The sequence below is a fragment of the Fictibacillus sp. b24 genome, from assembly GCF_030348825.1.
Classification (GTDB): domain Bacteria; phylum Bacillota; class Bacilli; order Bacillales; family Fictibacillaceae; genus Fictibacillus.
On the sequence record NZ_JAUCES010000005.1, the window covers coordinates 3,100,995 to 3,117,448 of the forward strand.

General features: G+C 42.1%; 16 protein-coding genes. 4 read left to right on the top strand and 12 right to left on the bottom strand.

Features of this window, described 5'->3' with window-relative positions; translation table 11 throughout:
* Window positions 1-12: 12 nt before the first annotated feature.
* Window positions 13-525, bottom strand: a complete 513-nt coding sequence (locus tag QUF49_RS16175) for a GNAT family N-acetyltransferase (RefSeq protein WP_289496695.1) — start codon at window positions 523-525, stop codon at window positions 13-15.
* A gap of 118 nt (window positions 526-643) precedes the next feature.
* Between QUF49_RS16175 and QUF49_RS16180 the strand changes: the two genes are divergently transcribed.
* On the top strand, window positions 644-1,339 hold the full coding sequence (locus QUF49_RS16180) for a class I SAM-dependent methyltransferase (RefSeq protein ID WP_425590474.1): 696 nt from the start codon (window positions 644-646) through the stop codon (window positions 1,337-1,339).
* Between the two features lie 215 nt (window positions 1,340-1,554).
* On the opposite strand, the gene QUF49_RS16185 is transcribed toward QUF49_RS16180, so the two are convergent.
* Window positions 1,555-3,837: an ATP-dependent DNA helicase gene (locus QUF49_RS16185; protein WP_289496696.1), complete on the bottom strand. Its 2,283-nt coding sequence runs from the start codon at window positions 3,835-3,837 to the stop codon at window positions 1,555-1,557.
* 565 nt (window positions 3,838-4,402) lie between these two features.
* Here QUF49_RS16185 and QUF49_RS16190 point away from each other — a divergent pair.
* The gene (locus QUF49_RS16190; RefSeq protein ID WP_289496698.1) at window positions 4,403-5,362 is read left to right on the top strand and encodes an isopenicillin N synthase family dioxygenase; all 960 of its coding nucleotides are present in this window, start codon (window positions 4,403-4,405) and stop codon (window positions 5,360-5,362) included.
* Between the two features lie 37 nt (window positions 5,363-5,399).
* Here QUF49_RS16190 and QUF49_RS16195 read toward each other — a convergent pair whose 3' ends face one another.
* The 3 genes from QUF49_RS16195 to QUF49_RS16205 form a co-directional block, all read right to left on the bottom strand.
* Window positions 5,400-5,882 (bottom strand): hypothetical protein, encoded by a 483-nt coding sequence (locus QUF49_RS16195; RefSeq protein ID WP_289496700.1) that lies wholly within the window; start codon window positions 5,880-5,882, stop codon window positions 5,400-5,402.
* 107 nt (window positions 5,883-5,989) lie between these two features.
* Complete coding sequence (gene mscL, locus QUF49_RS16200) at window positions 5,990-6,451, bottom strand: large conductance mechanosensitive channel protein MscL (protein WP_289496701.1); 462 nt, start codon at window positions 6,449-6,451, stop codon at window positions 5,990-5,992.
* A 56-nt stretch (window positions 6,452-6,507) separates the two neighbouring features.
* Complete coding sequence (locus tag QUF49_RS16205; RefSeq protein ID WP_289496702.1) at window positions 6,508-7,068, bottom strand: 2'-5' RNA ligase family protein; 561 nt, start codon at window positions 7,066-7,068, stop codon at window positions 6,508-6,510.
* A 171-nt stretch (window positions 7,069-7,239) separates the two neighbouring features.
* On the opposite strand from QUF49_RS16205, the gene QUF49_RS16210 reads away from it, so the two are divergent.
* On the top strand, window positions 7,240-7,353 hold the full coding sequence (locus QUF49_RS16210; RefSeq protein ID WP_289496703.1) for a YjcZ family sporulation protein: 114 nt from the start codon (window positions 7,240-7,242) through the stop codon (window positions 7,351-7,353).
* Between the two features lie 293 nt (window positions 7,354-7,646).
* On the opposite strand, the gene QUF49_RS16215 is transcribed toward QUF49_RS16210, so the two are convergent.
* The 6 genes from QUF49_RS16215 to QUF49_RS16240 are packed head-to-tail and all read right to left on the bottom strand — an operon-like array spanning window position 7,647 to window position 14,271.
* Window positions 7,647-8,924: a homoserine dehydrogenase gene (locus QUF49_RS16215; RefSeq protein ID WP_289496704.1), complete on the bottom strand. Its 1,278-nt coding sequence runs from the start codon at window positions 8,922-8,924 to the stop codon at window positions 7,647-7,649.
* Window positions 8,911-9,963, bottom strand: coding sequence for a homoserine O-acetyltransferase MetX (metX, locus tag QUF49_RS16220; protein WP_289496705.1), 1,053 nt, complete (start codon window positions 9,961-9,963; stop codon window positions 8,911-8,913). The genes QUF49_RS16215 and metX overlap by 14 nt, the downstream gene beginning before the upstream one ends.
* Before the next feature lie 22 nt (window positions 9,964-9,985).
* Complete coding sequence (gene acsA / locus QUF49_RS16225; RefSeq protein ID WP_289496706.1) at window positions 9,986-11,677, bottom strand: acetate--CoA ligase; 1,692 nt, start codon at window positions 11,675-11,677, stop codon at window positions 9,986-9,988.
* Window positions 11,674-12,402 carry an ABC transporter ATP-binding protein gene (locus QUF49_RS16230; protein ID WP_289496707.1) on the bottom strand — a complete coding sequence of 243 codons (729 nt, stop codon included), beginning with the start codon at window positions 12,400-12,402 and terminating at the stop codon, window positions 11,674-11,676. Before QUF49_RS16230 ends, acsA begins: the two co-directional genes overlap by 4 nt.
* 14 nt (window positions 12,403-12,416) lie before the next feature.
* On the bottom strand, window positions 12,417-13,262 hold the full coding sequence (locus QUF49_RS16235) for an ABC transporter permease (protein WP_425590475.1): 846 nt from the start codon (window positions 13,260-13,262) through the stop codon (window positions 12,417-12,419).
* Window positions 13,263-13,284: 22 nt separating this feature from the next.
* Window positions 13,285-14,271, bottom strand: coding sequence for an aliphatic sulfonate ABC transporter substrate-binding protein (locus QUF49_RS16240; protein WP_289496708.1), 987 nt, complete (start codon window positions 14,269-14,271; stop codon window positions 13,285-13,287).
* 90 nt (window positions 14,272-14,361) lie between these two features.
* Here QUF49_RS16240 and QUF49_RS16245 point away from each other — a divergent pair, with 90 nt between their 5' ends.
* Complete coding sequence (locus tag QUF49_RS16245) at window positions 14,362-14,523, top strand: hypothetical protein (RefSeq protein ID WP_289496709.1); 162 nt, start codon at window positions 14,362-14,364, stop codon at window positions 14,521-14,523.
* Here QUF49_RS16245 and QUF49_RS16250 read toward each other — a convergent pair.
* Window positions 14,518-16,308 (bottom strand): PLP-dependent aspartate aminotransferase family protein, encoded by a 1,791-nt coding sequence (locus tag QUF49_RS16250; protein ID WP_289496710.1) that lies wholly within the window; start codon window positions 16,306-16,308, stop codon window positions 14,518-14,520. The genes QUF49_RS16245 and QUF49_RS16250 overlap by 6 nt on opposite strands.
* Between the last annotated feature and the right edge of the window lie 146 nt (window positions 16,309-16,454).

Below are 16,454 nucleotides of genomic sequence, written 5' to 3' on the forward strand. Positions count from 1 at the left end.
TTGAGGGGCTTTTTATATTTCTCGCATGTATCGAATAGATATGTATTTATCGCTGCCTTCGCTAACCTTTTCTGATTGTTTAACAAATCCTTTTGCCTCATAAAATGGAATGCCTTTTTCGTTATCTTTCTGAGCAGACAGCCACTGTTTCTTTATCCCTAAACTTTTTTGATAGTCTGTGTAGTAGTTTAAAAGCTGACTTCCTATTCCGATGTTACGCTTGTTTGGATCCATGTAAAACACAAAGATCTCTCCTGTTTCTTCTCCTGTCGTTCCCCCGCCGATTGCTCCCACCACTTGATCATTTTCTTTCGCCACAAAATAACCGTGCCAATAATCGCTGAACTCCGTCACTTCTTTTAAGATACGATCCTCGTTATAGTACTCTTCTATCACTTTGTTTACATACGCTTCGTCTCCTAAATAACCGTACGTTGCTCTCCATCCTTCTCGGCATACTCTGGCAATTCCTGAAACATCTTCAGAACCTGCTTTTTTTAACGTAATATCCGCTGTTTTTGTCAATTTCCTCACCTCTTTTTTTAGTCTGAACACCTCTATTATAAGCTATTTTTTGGTAAAATAGAGGTATGCTATCCAGTCAGTCAGATCGCTATTTTTTAATAGAAAGGCGGAAGATGTTTTGACAGATTTGATTACGAAAAATGAACATATTTACGACATGCTAGACTCTCTCTTGCGTAATGAAGGCACCTTCTGGAACTCTTTTTATGAAGATCGAAATAAAAAGATTCCTTTTTTTGTGGATGCACCTGATGAAAATCTAGTGAACTATGTGGAGCGTGGATGGATTCAGCCTGGCCGCGTATTAGAACTCGGCTGCGGACCCGGACGCAATGCAATCTTTCTTGCGCAGCTGGGATTTGAAGTAGATGCGGTAGATCTCTCTAGTGAAGGTCTAGATTGGGCTCGTGAACGCGCCTCTGAAAAAGGAATGGATGTGAACTTTATACAAGGTAACATCTTTAAGCTGGATCTGCCTCTTCATGATTATGACTTAATCTATGATTCAGGCTGCTTTCACCACGTTCCCCCTCATAGACGTGTTAGCTATTTGAATCTATTAAACAACTGTTTAAAAGATGGCGGACATTTTGCCATTACTTGCTTTGACGCGGTTGGAATGGGGTTGGATATCCCTGACAAGGATGTTTATAGGGATCGCTCGATGCAAGGAGGTCTTGGCTACACGTTTGAACGGATGCGGGAAGTTTTTTCTGAGTTTACAGAGATCGAATTGCGGAAGATGAAAGAAATTACACAGCCTGCTGATACATTTGGAGTGCCTTTTTTAAATGCAGGGCTGTTTAAACGATAAAAAGAAACACTTGGAGCGGGTCTCCAAGTGTTTTTATGTATAAACCCATTTTCTAGGCTGACGATAAACTGTTGGAAATCTTTTATAGGCCCTTGTTATGAATTTTTAGTCCTTCAAAATTTTTTATGGGCCTTTAAATTATTTTATAGTCCTTCAAATTTATTTATAGGCCCTCAAAATATTTTATAGGCTTTTCGACAATTCCACATAACTAATTATCTATCCAACACCACAAAATCACTCCATTCCTCTGGCAGCATCTCCACATACTTCCTTGTCAAAAATCGGTCATCAACGAGAACGAGCGTCCCCCGGTCCTCTTCTGATCGGATTACGCGTCCGCCAGCTTGAAGTACTTTGTTCATTCCAGGATACACATACGCAAAGTCATAACCGTTCTTGCCCGCACTCTGGAAATAATTCTTCATCGTATCACGTTCTAATCCAACTTGCGGAAGTCCAACCCCTACAATCACTGCACCGGTGAGCTTGTCCCCTTTTAAATCGATTCCTTCTGAGAAGATTCCACCCATTACAGCGAATCCCACAAGAGATTTCTCCTCTACAGAATCAAAATGAGCTAAAAACGTTTCTCGTTCTTCCTCTGTCATACCTGGATGCTGAACAATAGGATGAAATGGCGGATCCTTTTCTAACAACCGTTCATAGACATCCGTCATATATCTGTATGATGGGAAAAAGACAAGATAGTTACCTGGCCGTTTATCTGATAGATCCATAAGCATTTCTGCTATAGGCTCTATGGATTGTTCACGATCTTTATAACGTGTTGAAAGTGGCTGAACGAAAACATCAAGCTGATCCATTTCATAAGGAGAAGGCATCCGAATTACATAATCTTCTTCCTCTCCTCCAAGCATTTCACGAAAATAAGAAAGCGGTGAGAGCGTTGCCGAGAAAAAGATACGTGAACCGTACTTCTTACCTGTTTGAAAAAGCAGCTTTGACGGATCCATACAGAACAAACGAATACTCACTTCACTCTTGAAAACAGAGATGAACGTAACAAATCGTTCATCATAAAATTGAGTGATCTTCACCCATTGAAGTGCTTCAAAAAAGGTTTCCAACAAACGCTCGTCACTATCCCCGCTGGCTAGCAGCTGTTCAGCTTGGACCATAAATGCCTCGAGACATCCCACTAGCTCTTCTGGCATATCAGACACAGCGACTTCTTTTTCTCCATGTTCTTTTTTCAATTTCAAAAGTTCATCATTTACTGCTTTAGCTGTTCTCCAAACCCCATCATGCTTTCCTTTAAAATCACGGGAAAGCTGCAAAAAAGAAGATTTTATAATCTCGGCTGAATACATGCCGCGCGCCCGATCCACTAAATTATGAGCTTCGTCCATCAAGAGTACGGTACGCTTTTTCTGTTCTTCAAACAAGCGTTTAAAAGAGACACGAGGATCGAATACGTAGTTATAATCACAGATCACAGCGTCTGCAGCATAGGCAAGATCAATTGAAAACTCGAACGGACACACTTTATGCTTTTGAGCATAGTCCGAAATAACGATGCGATCCATAACCGTCTCGTTCTTCAAGATATCAAGCACAGCGCCGTTGATTCTGTCATAATATCCATCAGCAAACTCACAATACGCCGATTCACAGCGTGTTTCCTCTTTGAAGCACACCTTCTCTTTTGCGGTGATGGTCGTACTTTGCAGAAACAATCCTTTCTTCTTCATTAACAATAGCGCTTCCTCAGCATTCTTACGATTGAGCGTTTTAGCTGTTAAATAAAAGATTTTCTCTGCTTTTTCCTCTCCAATGGCTTTGACGGCAGGAAAAAGTGTCGAAATCGTCTTACCGGTACCTGTTGGTGCATTCGCAAAAAGTGTCTTTTTATCAGCGATCGTTTTATAGACAGCACCAGCAAAGTTACGCTGTCCGTTTCGGTATGCAGCGAAGGGAAAAGCTAAATCCCGAATACTGTCATTTCTTTTTTGCAGATTATGCAGTCTTAGCTTCGCATATGGAGCATAGCTTTTCACAAGCTGAAGCATAAAATCCTCAAGCTCCTGAAAGGTTACATCTTCCTGAAACCTCTTTTGTTCGCCCGAATCGACCTGAACATATGTGAGCTGTACGGTTACTTTGTCTTTGTCTTCTCTTTCCATGTATATGTAGGCATAGACTTTCGCTTGAGCCCAGTGAACAGGATAGGATTCTCTCGTAATCTCGTTTAAATTCCGAGCGGTTGATTTGATTTCATCGATTGTAACGGATTCATCACGCAATAGAAGACCGTCACAGCGTCCCTCTATCATGTATTCCATATCCTCATGTAGATAGCTAGTTTGCAGAAACACCTCTGCTGCATCCGCTTCTTCATATGTTTTTTGTATCGTTTGATGGGCTTTAGTCCCTTCAATTAAAGAGGAGGTCGACTTAAATCCAGATTCAATACTCCCTGATCGAAAAACATATTCAACTAGCGATCGAACAGAGAGTTTCACAGAAAAAGTCATAAAATCACCTGCCGATTTTCATTTAAAATAAGGCTGTTCGTATTCATTGTTGCTATTGAAAGTAGTTGATTTCCGTTTCAGGCTGCTCGCTTTCCGCGGGGCAGGCGGTGAGCCACATTCGTACGCTTTACGTATAAGTGTCTCACCTGTCTAGTTGCAGTGGCTAGCCCCTCGAGGTCAAAAGCTAAATGGTCATGAAGGCAAAGTGCGCCTTCCTAGCCCATTCACCTTTTGCTTGTCGGGGCTGAACGAGCCACTTCCACATTTCGGACTGCCCGCCTGTCCCGCAGGAGTCTCACACCTTACACTACAACCAACTGTTCAAAGAGGACAATAAAAAAAGATTTTTTAAAAAAACTCCTTTAGAAACAACCTGAAATAATGACTTCATTGTAGCATATAAGCTAAATAATCCCGCCATCCCCTTCCATTATCTTTCATTTTCATCGTACTTTAGTTAAGCATAAGTACTATTCCTCTAAATAGTTATTGTCATAGAAAACTTTTATGATAAAATGTAAAGAGTTTGAAAGCGATTACATAAAAGTCTAGGGGGCTATACAATATGTCTACTTTATCTGCTTCACTCGTAAAAACACTAAACTTAAAAAACTTTACACATGGTACATCCCAGCAGCGAAAAGAATTTGCTGTTCAATTTGAAGCAGGTTTAAAAGAAACGGGCTTCATCATTTTAGAAGGTCATGGTGTGAATACACATCTGATTGAAAAGAACTATGAACTATGGGAGAAGTTCTTTACTCTTGATACAGCTATTAAAGCAAAGTATGAGGGTGTTGAAGGCGGTGCACGTGGATACACTGGTTTCGGGAAAGAGCATGCGAAGAATCGTAAAGTTGGAGACTTAAAAGAGTTTTTCCATGTGGGTCAAGAGCTTCCAGTCGGCCACCCGCTTTCCAGTGATTATGCTGCAAATGTATGGCCTGAGGAAGTTGCTGAACTTCGCCAGTACGCGTTGAACTTCTATCGTGAACTTGAGCGTGTTGCTCGCAACATGCTTGAAGCACTAGCGATTCAAATGGATCTGCGTCCGAGATTTTTCGCAGACATGATCCAAGACGGCAACAGCATCCTTCGTGCCATTCACTACCCGCCGCTTGATGATTCTATGGATAAAGGTGCCATTCGTGCAGGTGAACACGAAGACATCAACTTGATCACACTTTTAGTAGAATCAACAGCTTCTGGTCTTGAGCTTCTTACACGTGAAGGAGAATGGGTACCGGTTAAAGCTGAAAAAGGACAGATTATCGTTGACGCTGGTGACATGCTTTCACGCATTACGAATGAAGTGATTCCTGCAACAACACACCGAGTGGTAAACCCTGAAGGCGAGAATACATCTCGTTACTCTATGCCTTTCTTCGTGCACCCTTACCCGAACTCGTTGCTCGAAACCATTCCATCATGTATTTCTGCAGACAACCCAGAGAAATACCCGCCGATTACAGCTAGTGACTTCTTATACGAGCGTCTCGTTGAAATTGGACTTATCAAAAAATAGACGAAGAAAAAAGCTGATCCTACTGGATTAGCTTTTTTTATTGTACAACATGCCCGCTATACGGTTTTTCCCAATCTTTTTCTTGAAAGGATTGAAGCATGCCTACCTGCCACTTATTCTTTTTATTAAAAGAAATGTATACGTTTGGATAGTGCTTCTCTTTTCCTTTTTCCATCATAACAATGTCAACAGTCCCATTAGGCCAGCCGTCATCCATTCGTATACTTAAATGAGCGTATGATTTCAGGTAAGTCCCTTCGATAAACAGTTTTTTATTACGGCTTACCCAGCTGCTTCTTGCGCTGTTCTCTTCAATTGTTACATCTTCATCATAAGCTCCATTATAAAAATAAACGTGATCAAACGCTTTTTCAAAATCTTGATTTGCAGCATGCTTTAAAAACTGTGTTGCTTGCTGACTCGCTTGAAATTTCACCCATAGGTCAGGTCCCAATAGTAAAGAGAATACAGCTAAAAATAACCCTGTCAATAACCACGTAACTTTTCGAAAATTCCCCATAGAAACTACCTCTATTCTTTTTTTCTTAAAATAACCATTTATTGTAATTACGTCTATGGTAAAAACATGATAGATGTATGATTTAATTGATAACAAAAACAGCCCTCTTACTCAGAGGACTGTTTCAGAACGGCATTATCGTTTAAATCTGCTGTACAGTTTTGGCATTTCACTGCTCTCAATGGGATTTTGGATAAGCAAAACTTGCATTCTTTTGTATCCGGTTCTTTCACTTCTTCCTTTTTCTTAAGGCGGTTGATCTGCTTCACCACAAGAAATATAACAAGTGCAATAATCAGAAAGTTGATAAGTGTATTGATAAAAAGGCCATAGTTTAGTGTGGCAGCCCCAGCTTTTTGAGCATCAGCTAATGAGGAATAATCCCCTTTTCCCAAGTTTATGTAGAGATTGCTAAAATCCACTTTTCCTAGCAGCAAACCAATTGGCGGCATGATAACATCATCAACGAGTGAAGTGACGATTTTACTGAACGCGGCTCCAATAATGACTCCAATGGCTAGATCCATCACGTTGCCGCGCATAATAAATGTTTTAAATTCTTTCCACATCTACAATAATTCCTTTCTGTTTCGCTATTATATGTATAACCATACTGTATTCACTTTCAAACATCATCCGATATCAAATCATGTCCCTTATTCAGATTTACCGTCAATATATCTTTTACACTCGTACAAACATCTGCTTCATACTGAAGTTTAATTAATGCGATGCTGTCAAGTGTAGCATGAAAAGGCTGCAGGTTTCGTGCAGAATAGGCAAACGCCTCTACTAAATCTTCATGTGATAAGTCCATTACAATCGTACAATGAGGAACCCAATTAGAAGGAGCATACAAAGATTTAGGGTCTACATACTTCTTAAACTGTTCATGATATCGCTGATGAAAACCTGTCAGAACCTCATTTTTAGTAGGTGCGGCATATAATGTTCCACTGTTCAAAAATATACTTAACGATGGAAAAAATAAAGGCAAAGCTGACGTATGTTCAAAGTAATTTTTCAAATCACGTTTAAACGTTTCGATCTCTACCTCTGGATGTGTAGCGAGAGTAACGTGCGGTCTCATGCCATGACCTACAATCCCCAGGCTCTTCATCCCTTCCCTTAAATCACATAGTTTCTTTTCTGATTCAAAATCTAGATATCCGATTATAGCGTACATGTAAAGTTCCCTCCCCTTTTAGAGTAATTATACAGAAATTATTAATTTGGTAAATACATCCATAGTTAAAATGCCCTATCCGCTCTTGTCCCGAAAAAATGGGCTAATTTCGCCCAAACCTTTAACTTGTACCGCTAATATTCTGTCATTGTAAAGAAGGAGGTGGGTTAAATGGGATATAAGTACGGAAACAGTTTCGCTCTAATCGTTGTGCTATTTATCTTGTTAATCATCGTTGGGTGCTGTTGGTGCGGTGGTTACGGCGGCGGACACGGCTGGTGCTAATCAGTTCATTTCCTGAGTGGAAATAAAAGCGCTGATCTATCCATGTAATCAATTGCGTTAAAACCTTTTGCTTTAACAACCCCTCGTATGATAACAGAGAGAGAAACTAGAGAGAGAAAAAAGGCCTGCACTCATTTGAGGGCAGGTCTTTATAGTTTATTTGCTCGTTCGCGGGGTTTTTGCTCGCTCACGAACTTTTATGATCGCTCACGACGAAACCTACACAAAAAAACATCGCAGGAGCCACTCTGCAATGTTCGTCTAATCCACTTGATGAAACTGCTTCTATCAACCTATAAATTTATTACTTTTTTCAACAGCAGATCCTTCTGCTCAGCCCTTCCCTCTGCCTTCTTTACCTTTCCTGCGACTTCATAAACAACAAGGTCCGGATTTCCCTCTAACAAAGAAGCTGTATTCACTTGACATTTAATCAGCAAATATACGGTATCACCTTTTACTTCTTGTTTTAAGATCTCTACTTCATCTGTTCCATGAAATCCTACAGAAGAGCCTATGACAACGTATTCTCCAACTAACGTAGAGTCTGCATTCTCACTGCTCACGGCTGCTGCAATAGAGGCTGATTTTTTCTTTTTAACGAATGAAGAACTAGATTGAAGCACATAGGTCAAGTCTTCCACCATTGCGCTTGCCGTTGGAAGTTTTCCTGCCCCTGCTCCTTGAACCGTTACTTTACCCGCAAGACTTGTTTCAACCATGATCGCATTTTGAACATCTTCTACCCCATACAAAGGGTGAGCTGCATCAACCAATACAGGTTTGACAGAAGAAATGAATTGGTCGCGGTCACGTCGGATCCGCGCCAAATGCTTTACCTTATAGCCCCAGTCCTTGAATACTGAGATCTGCTCTGAGGTTACTTCTGTTATTCCTTTACGTTCAACGTCATCCCATTCTGGCGTCTCACCAAACGACAACTCGCTAAGGATCATTAACTTATAAAAAGCATCATAACCTTCTACATCACTTGCAGGGTCAGCTTCTGCATACCCGAGCTTCTGTGCAGAGTTCAAGACATCATGGAATGCTAATCCCTTTTCCCTCATATTCGTTAAAATATAGTTGGAGGTGCCATTAAGGATAGCTTCAACGGAATGAATTTCATTTACTTGCAGCAGCTGTGCGATGCTGCGGATAATTGGTGTCCCACCAGCCGTTGTTGCCTCAAAACCAACGAAGCGTTCTAGCTGTTCCGCCTTATCCAGCAATGTCCTTCCATATCTCGCAAACATCACTTTGTTCGCTGTGATAACATGGCACCCTTTTTCAAGGGCACGGCTCAAGTAAGTAAAGCCAGGCTCTTCTCCTACAATCGCTTCAAACACGATCTGCAGTCCCTCAATTGCCAGGATCTCTTCAAAGTCTGTTGTTACTGTAACATGTTCATCCACATCACGTTTTTTTGATCCGTCTTTTACAAGGATTCCTTCAATCACAACCTCTTCACCCAAAACTGCCTTAAGCTGTTCACTATGTGTTTTCAGTGCTTCATATACACCTTGGCCGACGGTTCCAAACCCGAGCAACGCCGCTTTAATAGGTGCCATATTGCAGCCTCCTTTCTTGTCTCAATGCTTCCTTCACATAAGGTCCCCATTTTTCAAATTCAACTAAAAATCCATCATGACCAAAGTCTGTTTGAATCGAATAATACGTTCCAAATCTCGTATGTTTTACAAAATCCTCAATCGCTTCTGGAGGATATAGCAGATCACCTTCATAACCAAACGCATGCACTTCAGCTTGAATTTGCGATGCTGCACGCTCCCATCCTCCAAGTCTATCCCCAATATCGTGAGCGTTCATGGCATATAGAAGAGCAACATAGCTGTCGATATTAAACCGTTTGGTCAGCTTCTCTCCCTGATACGTAAGGTAGGAATCTACTTGGAAGAACGGCTTTCCTTCATCATCCATATCCTTCACTTCCCGATTAAAACGATCGTTGAATAGTTTAGGCTGGCGATACGTTAATAACCCTGCCATTCTTGCAATCTCCAATCCTTTTAACCTTTCGCTACCATCGTAATTACCGCTTTTATATACTGGATCACTCTCAATCGCGTGAAGTGCAAGTCTATTAAAGGCCACGCCATAATCACTTAAATACGGGGTAGCAGCAAAAACAAATACTTTTTCTAAAAAATACGGAAACTGAACAGCCCATTCTAAGGCTTGCATCCCTCCTAACGATCCACCCATCACGGCCAGAAGCCTAGGAATTCCTAAAATTCCGAGTGCTTGTCGCTGTGCTCGCACCATGTCTCTAACCGTTACAAAAGGAAACGACTTGCCATAAGATTCTCCCGTTTCAGCGTTGGTCTTTTTTGGACCTGTTGAACCGCTGCATCCTCCTAGAACATTAAAAGTAATGACTTGAAATTGATTGGTATCGATGTATTGATCGGGACCAATCAATCCTCTCCACCAGCCAGGATCTTCTTCTGACCCAAACGCGTACTGATTTCCCGTCAAAGCGTGGCAAAGCAGGATGACAGGCCCGCTTGTGTTCCCTGTTTTTTCATAAGCGAGTTCCGCATCTCGAATAACTTTGCCTGACTCTAAAGCAAATTCCCCGATCCTCACCTTACCTATTTTTCTCGTGGTTTCAAGCAAGTTTTTGTAACTCACGGGCTTTCAGCTCTCTTCGCAAAATTTTTCCGCTGATCTTTGTTTTTGGCAGTTCTTCTACCACTTCGATCTCCCTAGGAGCAGCATGTGCTGCAAGCTCACCTCTGACAAAGATGCGGATTTCTTCCAAAAGCTCACTGCTTGGTGTGTATCCCTCTTTTAAAACAATAAAAGCTTTAACGATCTCACCGCGGATGGGATCTGGTTTTCCTATGACTCCCGCTTCTGCCACAGCTTTATGTTCAATTAATTTGCTTTCCACTTCAAAAGGCCCGATTCTTTCTCCTGAAGAATTGATCATGTCATCTGATCGTCCTTGGAAAAAGATATATCCATCTTCGTCCTGATAGGCAAGATCTCCTGAAACATACCATTCACCCCAGCTAAAATAGGAGTTATACTTTTCAGGATTTTGCCAAACCTCTCTCATAATGGCTGGCCATGGTGCTTTAATTGCTAAATGACCGACTGAATAAGGTGGCAATTCTTTCCCGTCTTCATCCAATACCGAAACTGAAATGCCCGGAAATGCTTTACCCATTGAACCCGGTTTGATCGGTTCGGTCGGCAGGTTGACGATCAGCTGTGCACCCGTTTCAGTCATCCACCACGTATCATGAATTCTTTTTCCAAGTATATTCTTTCCCCAATAAATTACTTCAGGATTCAACGGCTCTCCCACACTCAAGATGTGACGGAGCTTTGATAGATCATAGTCCAGAGGCAGCTGATTTCCTTTTGCCATCAGCATCCGAAAAGCTGTAGGCGCGCTATACCATACGGTCACTCCTGTTTTTTGCAGTGTTTCATACCACGTTTCCGCTTTAAATCTGCCACCGTGAACGACAATCGTTGCTCCGTTCAACAGTGGAGCGAACACACCATAAACGGTTCCTGTTACCCATCCAGGATGTGCCGTGCACCAATAAACATCATCTTCTGTAATATCTAAGACCCAGCGACCTGTTAAGTATTGCTGTCCCATGGCACGATGAGCATGAATAATCCCTTTAGGTTTCCCAGTTGAACCTGACGTATAGTGGATGTTCAACCCATGTTCCGGGTCTACCCATTCAATTAGACAATCTGTGTTATCAACGTTCTTTAGCTCATCTAGTAATGAGATTTCTCCATTTTCACCTTCTCCATCTGTTAAAAACACAGTGTGAAGACTTGGCAGTTCTTGACGCGGTACTCGCTTATAAAGATCACGATCCGTAATTAAAAACGTTCCTTCACAATCTGCGATACGATCTCTTACTGCATCTGACATAAATGCTTCAAATAAAGGTCCAACAATGGCTCCTAGCTTAATGGCTGCAAGCATCGCAATGTGACAATGAGGGTGTTTAGGCAGGAATACGAATACAAAATCCCCTTTCTTCACACCATGCTTTTTTAGAACCGCTGCCCATTCGTCCGTTGATTCCTTGAGCTCTTCGTAACTAATTCGGTATTCTTCAGAATCATCTATATAATGGAGAGCCGTCTTTTCTCCTCTGCCCTCTTCGACATGACGGTCCACACATTCGTAAGCCATGTTTGTTTTTCCGTCTAGTCTTCTGTTGAATTTGTCTTTTACGAAGTCCCATGAGAAAGGAACATCGACTCTATCTGTATCAATATTGTGTGTTCCAGCGACTGGCTGTATGGTGGCTAGTCTTGTCATTGCGGTTCACCTGCAGCTTTCTTTTCGACGTTTAGTAGATTTAAGATGTGCGCTTTTAGTTTGGATAGATACGCATCTCCACGTGTTCTAGGCTTTGGTTTCTCGACCAGGACTTCAGCGTAAACCTCGCCTGGCTGACCTTTTAAAATGAGTATTCGATCACATAGATAGAGCGCTTCGTCAATGTCATGCGTGACGAGGAGCATTGTTGTTTTCTTTTTTTGCCAGATCGATAATAGAAGATCTTGCAGCTGCATTTTTGTAAAAGCATCTAGAGCACTGAACGGTTCATCTAAAAGAAGAACTTCTGGTTCTGTAATGAGCGCTCTTGCAATCGCAGTCCGCTGCGCCATTCCTCCAGATAAGTCTTTTGGATAATGATCTTCAAAACCCTTAAGGCCAACAAGGTCTAAATAGGTTTGATATTTATTAGAAGTTCTTTCTTCTTTTTTTAAGCCGAATGAAATGTTTTTGCGCACGGATAGCCATGGCAGAAGGCGAGGTTCCTGAAACATCATACCGACTCCATTGCTTTCTTCATTACTTGATATCTTGCCTTCATAATGTGGATCAAGTCCGGATAGTACACGTAGCAACGTGCTCTTGCCACATCCGCTCGTGCCTAAAATCCCAATGATTTCTCCTTTATCTACAGAAAAATTAATGTTATGAAACCCCGCTTGATCGTTATTAAACGTTCGTTTTAATCGTTTTACATTCAGCATCTATTCCCCTCCTTCTACACCTGATTGTTTATGCTGTCCTGCCATTTTAACGAGCGATATTCAATCCATTTCAATAACGCATCTGTACCTTTTCCGAGTATGGCAAACAGCAGTATGCTCGCAATAACCGTGTCCGGTGAATACGTGTTCTGTCCGACAACAAGCAGATAGCCTAATCCTTCACTAGCTCCCATCAGTTCTGCTGCTACTACAAACATCCAGCCAAGTCCCAGTCCGCTTCGCATACCTGTGATGAACGATGGCAATGCAGCTGGCAAGATAATGCGCTTCGTTAACTGAAAGGGTGTGAGTTGATAAATTCTTCCTACTTCGATCAGCTTACGGTCAACGCCTTGAATGCCTGCCACGATATTCAAATACACCGGGAAGAACACACCCACTGCTATCAATGAAATCTTTGAAGGTTCTCCAATCCCCATCCAAAGAATGAAAAGCGGTACCCAAGCAAGAGAAGGAATAGAACGGAATGCTTGAAATAATGGATCTAAGACCTGTTCTGCCGTTTTGGCATAACCAACGACCGCACCAATCACAACTGCTGCTATTGTACCGATTGCAAATCCTAGTAAGACACGAGTCAATGTGATGGACACGTGACCAAATAGTGAACCATCTGTATACATGCTTATAATTTTCTCTAAAATAACGCTTGGTGCCGGAAGCAGGTGTGGCGCAAGAAGCCCTGTTTTAGCAGCAATCTCCCAAGCGATGAGAAGGATGACCGGCAGAATGGACCCTAAAACAAATCCTCTGCCCATCTTAAATAATCCTTTTGAAGTAGAGAGCTTTTGAGGGGAAGCTCTCTGTCCCAATTTCCATTTTTGTGTTTCAGATATCATCGACACTTCCTCCTCTCACTCTTTATTTTTTGACTATTTTCTCTGCGTATTTTGGATTGATCAGTTCACTTACAAGCTTTTGGACGTCAGTATCTTTTTTGACAATCTCTTCTGCCTGGAGAACTTCGCCTGCAGCCGATATAGCTTTTTCGTGCTGTGATCCTGGAACAGGTTCCGAGAAGTTATTTCTTTCGAGTTGTTTTTTAGCGACATCTTCTTTAATCCCCGCCTCTTCAGATAAAAGTTTTGCTGCTTCTTCAGGATTTTCCAGTGTCCATTTTCTTGCTTTTTCGTATAGCTCAATCACTTGTTCCACCTGCTTCGGGTGGTTTTTTGCAAACTCAGAGCGTACGTTTAACGTTCCATACGTATTAAAATCAGGGTTACGGTAGATGTACTGTGCACCGGATTCTACTTCTGTTCTGGCCATATGCGGATCTAAGCCGGCCCAAGCATCCACTTGCCCTTTTAGTAAGGCGTTGGCACCGTCTGCGTGCTGCAGATTTACGATTTGTACGTCTTTTGCAGAAAGGCCAGCATCAGCAAGAGCTCGCAGTAAGAAGATGTGCGGATCCGTTCCGAAAGTTGCCGCTACCTTTTTACCTTTAAGGTCTTTCACATCCTTAATCGGTGAACCATCCTTAGCAACAAGTGCTGTCCATTCAGGCTGTGAATAGATGTAAACCGATTCAATTGGTGCTCCTTTGTCTTTTGCGATAAGTGCAGCAGCACCAGCAGTAGATCCGAAATCAACACTATCTGAATTCAAGAACTCAAGTGCTTTGTTGCTTCCCTGGCTCTGAACCCATTCCACTTCAATGCCTTCTTTTTTAAACGTTTCTTCTGCCCAGCCGAACTTTTTGAGTGCTAAGCTTGTTGGTGAATAGAATGCGTAATCCAATCTGATTTTCTCAGGTTTTTCCCCTTCTTTTGCAGAGCTTGAACAGCCTGCTAACATTAATGCGCCAGCGATACCTAGACCAAGCGCTACCTTTTTCCAAATCTTCATAATATGTTTCCCTCCACTTTTTCTCTCTTTTTCTAAATTTTCTAATAGGCATTGATTTAGAGGTCATTTGTTATTTACATCATTGACAAGTTGATTGAAGCGCAAGGTGGGAGACTCCTGCGGGACAAGCGGTCAGGTGAGACCCTTAAAGGCGCAAAGCGGCAAGGGGCTCACCGCCTGCCCCGCGGAAAGCGAGCACCTGGAGCGGAAATCAACCACATTCAAAAGCTACAAAGTTTAACTTATTTATAATTCACAAGCATATGTTGCAATTGTTCCTCTTAAACGCTGAGCTTCTTTGTACGTACATCTGTTATGAACAACATCAATCCCTGCTTCTTTTGCGATCCTTGCTGCTTCTGGTGAAATAACGCCTTCTTGCAGCCAGAACACTTTCGGCTGAGTAATAGCCGCTTCTTTCGCCAGTTCAACCGCTGCTTCAGGACTTCTAAACACTTGAACAACGTCAATTGGAAACGGGATGGACTTCAGATCTGGATAGGCTTTTTCATCAAGCACTTCGGTTTCTCTTGGGTTAACCGGAACAACCTTATATCCGAGGCGCTGCATTTTTCTTGCAAGTCTGTGACTAGGTCTTGCTGGGTTTGAACTTAAGCCCACTATAGCAAGTGTCTTTGGCCGTTGAATTTCTTGGCCGTTCTCTGTTGATCTGTATAGTGATGATTGCAATGCCCAGCGAATGACCCCTTCATCATTGATTGTGATCTCTGTTTTATCCGATTCAATTCCCGTTGCTACCTGTATAGCGCGATCAAGATCATTCGTAAGATCTTTCACCGATTCAAGTCCGATAGATAAGCGAATGAGCTCTTCTGTAACACCTGTTGCAAGCAACTCTTCACCGCTTAGCTGCTGATGTGTTGTTGAAGCAGGATGGATAATTAATGATTTAGCATCTCCCACGTTTGCAACATGTGACCATAGAGAAATGTTGTTTATAACTTTGCGGCCTGCATCGCGGCCGCCTTTAATTCCAAAGTTTACGATTGAACCGAAGCCGTTTCTTAAGTACTTTTTAGCCAGTTCATGACTTCGGTGAGATGTTAGCCCAGGATAGGACACCCAATCGACTGCTGGATGTTTCTCAAGATACTCCGCAACTTCCTGCGCATTTTTTGCATGTTTTTCTACTCTTAAGTGCAGCGTCTCTAAACCTTGTAAAAGAAGAAAAGCATTATGCGGGCTTAAGCAAGCTCCAAAATCTCGTAATAACTGGACACGCAGTTTCGTAGCAAATGCCAACGTTCCAAAATCATTTGCATATCGAAGTCCGTTATAGCTTCTATCAGGCTCCGTGAACCCCGGGTACTTTTCTGAGTTCCAATTAAATCGTCCTCCATCAACCACCACTCCGCCGATTGCTGTTCCATGACCGCCGATCCATTTTGTAGCCGAATGGATGACGATATCAGCTCCCCAGTTTAAGGGCTTTGTTACATATGGTGTCGCGAACGTGTTATCAATGAGCAGCGGCACTCCATTTTCATGCGCGATGTCCGCTACTGCTTCAATATCTAGAACATTCAGGCTCGGGTTTCCGATTGTTTCAGCGAAAAAAGCCTTCGTATTTGGTGTAACCGCCTTTCGGAAATTCTCTGGATCTTCAGCATCAACGAATTTTACGTTGATTCCGTATTTCGGTAGAGTAGTAGAAAATAAGTTGTACGTTCCGCCATACAGATTTGTAGCAGCAACGATCTCATCACCAGCATGTGCAATATTTAGAATAGCTAGGGCGATGGCTGACATGCCTGATGAAGTGGCCACCGCTGCAACACCATCTTCTAAGAGAGCTACTCTTTTTTCAAACACATCCACTGTCGGGTTTCCAATTCGGCTATAGATGTTGCCTGGCTCATCGAGTGCGAATAGACTTTGTGCGTGATCGGTATCTGAAAAAACATAGGAAGTAGTTTGATAGACTGGCACTGCTCGCGAACCTGTCGTTGGATCGGGCGCTTGGCCTCCGTGTAAAAGCAATGTCTCAATATCGTATCCGTCAAAAGATTTTGTCATGTTAGTCTCTCCTTGTTTTTTGTGAAATTAAGTTAATAAAACCTATAGGAAAACTAGGGATAAAGGTTAGTACTTTTCCCTTGTCTCATATGCAACTTTTAAATGAAAATGGATTTCGGTGTGAAGTATTATGTTGAAGAAAAATA

Coding starts and splice junctions, on each gene's coding strand:
- QUF49_RS16185 (WP_289496696.1), bottom strand. CDS start 3,837: ATGACTTTTTCTGTGAAACTCTCTGTTCGATCGCTAGTTGAATATGTT.
- QUF49_RS16190 (WP_289496698.1), top strand. CDS start 4,403: ATGTCTACTTTATCTGCTTCACTCGTAAAAACACTAAACTTAAAAAAC.
- QUF49_RS16195 (WP_289496700.1), bottom strand. CDS start 5,882: ATGGGGAATTTTCGAAAAGTTACGTGGTTATTGACAGGGTTATTTTTA.
- mscL (WP_289496701.1), bottom strand. CDS start 6,451: ATGTGGAAAGAATTTAAAACATTTATTATGCGCGGCAACGTGATGGAT.
- QUF49_RS16205 (WP_289496702.1), bottom strand. CDS start 7,068: ATGTACGCTATAATCGGATATCTAGATTTTGAATCAGAAAAGAAACTA.
- QUF49_RS16210 (WP_289496703.1), top strand. CDS start 7,240: ATGGGATATAAGTACGGAAACAGTTTCGCTCTAATCGTTGTGCTATTT.
- QUF49_RS16215 (WP_289496704.1), bottom strand. CDS start 8,924: ATGGCACCTATTAAAGCGGCGTTGCTCGGGTTTGGAACCGTCGGCCAA.
- acsA (WP_289496706.1), bottom strand. CDS start 11,677: ATGACAAGACTAGCCACCATACAGCCAGTCGCTGGAACACACAATATT.
- QUF49_RS16230 (WP_289496707.1), bottom strand. CDS start 12,402: ATGCTGAATGTAAAACGATTAAAACGAACGTTTAATAACGATCAAGCG.
- QUF49_RS16235 (WP_425590475.1), bottom strand. CDS start 13,262: ATGATATCTGAAACACAAAAATGGAAATTGGGACAGAGAGCTTCCCCT.
- QUF49_RS16240 (WP_289496708.1), bottom strand. CDS start 14,271: ATGAAGATTTGGAAAAAGGTAGCGCTTGGTCTAGGTATCGCTGGCGCA.
- QUF49_RS16250 (WP_289496710.1), bottom strand. CDS start 16,308: ATGACAAAATCTTTTGACGGATACGATATTGAGACATTGCTTTTACAC.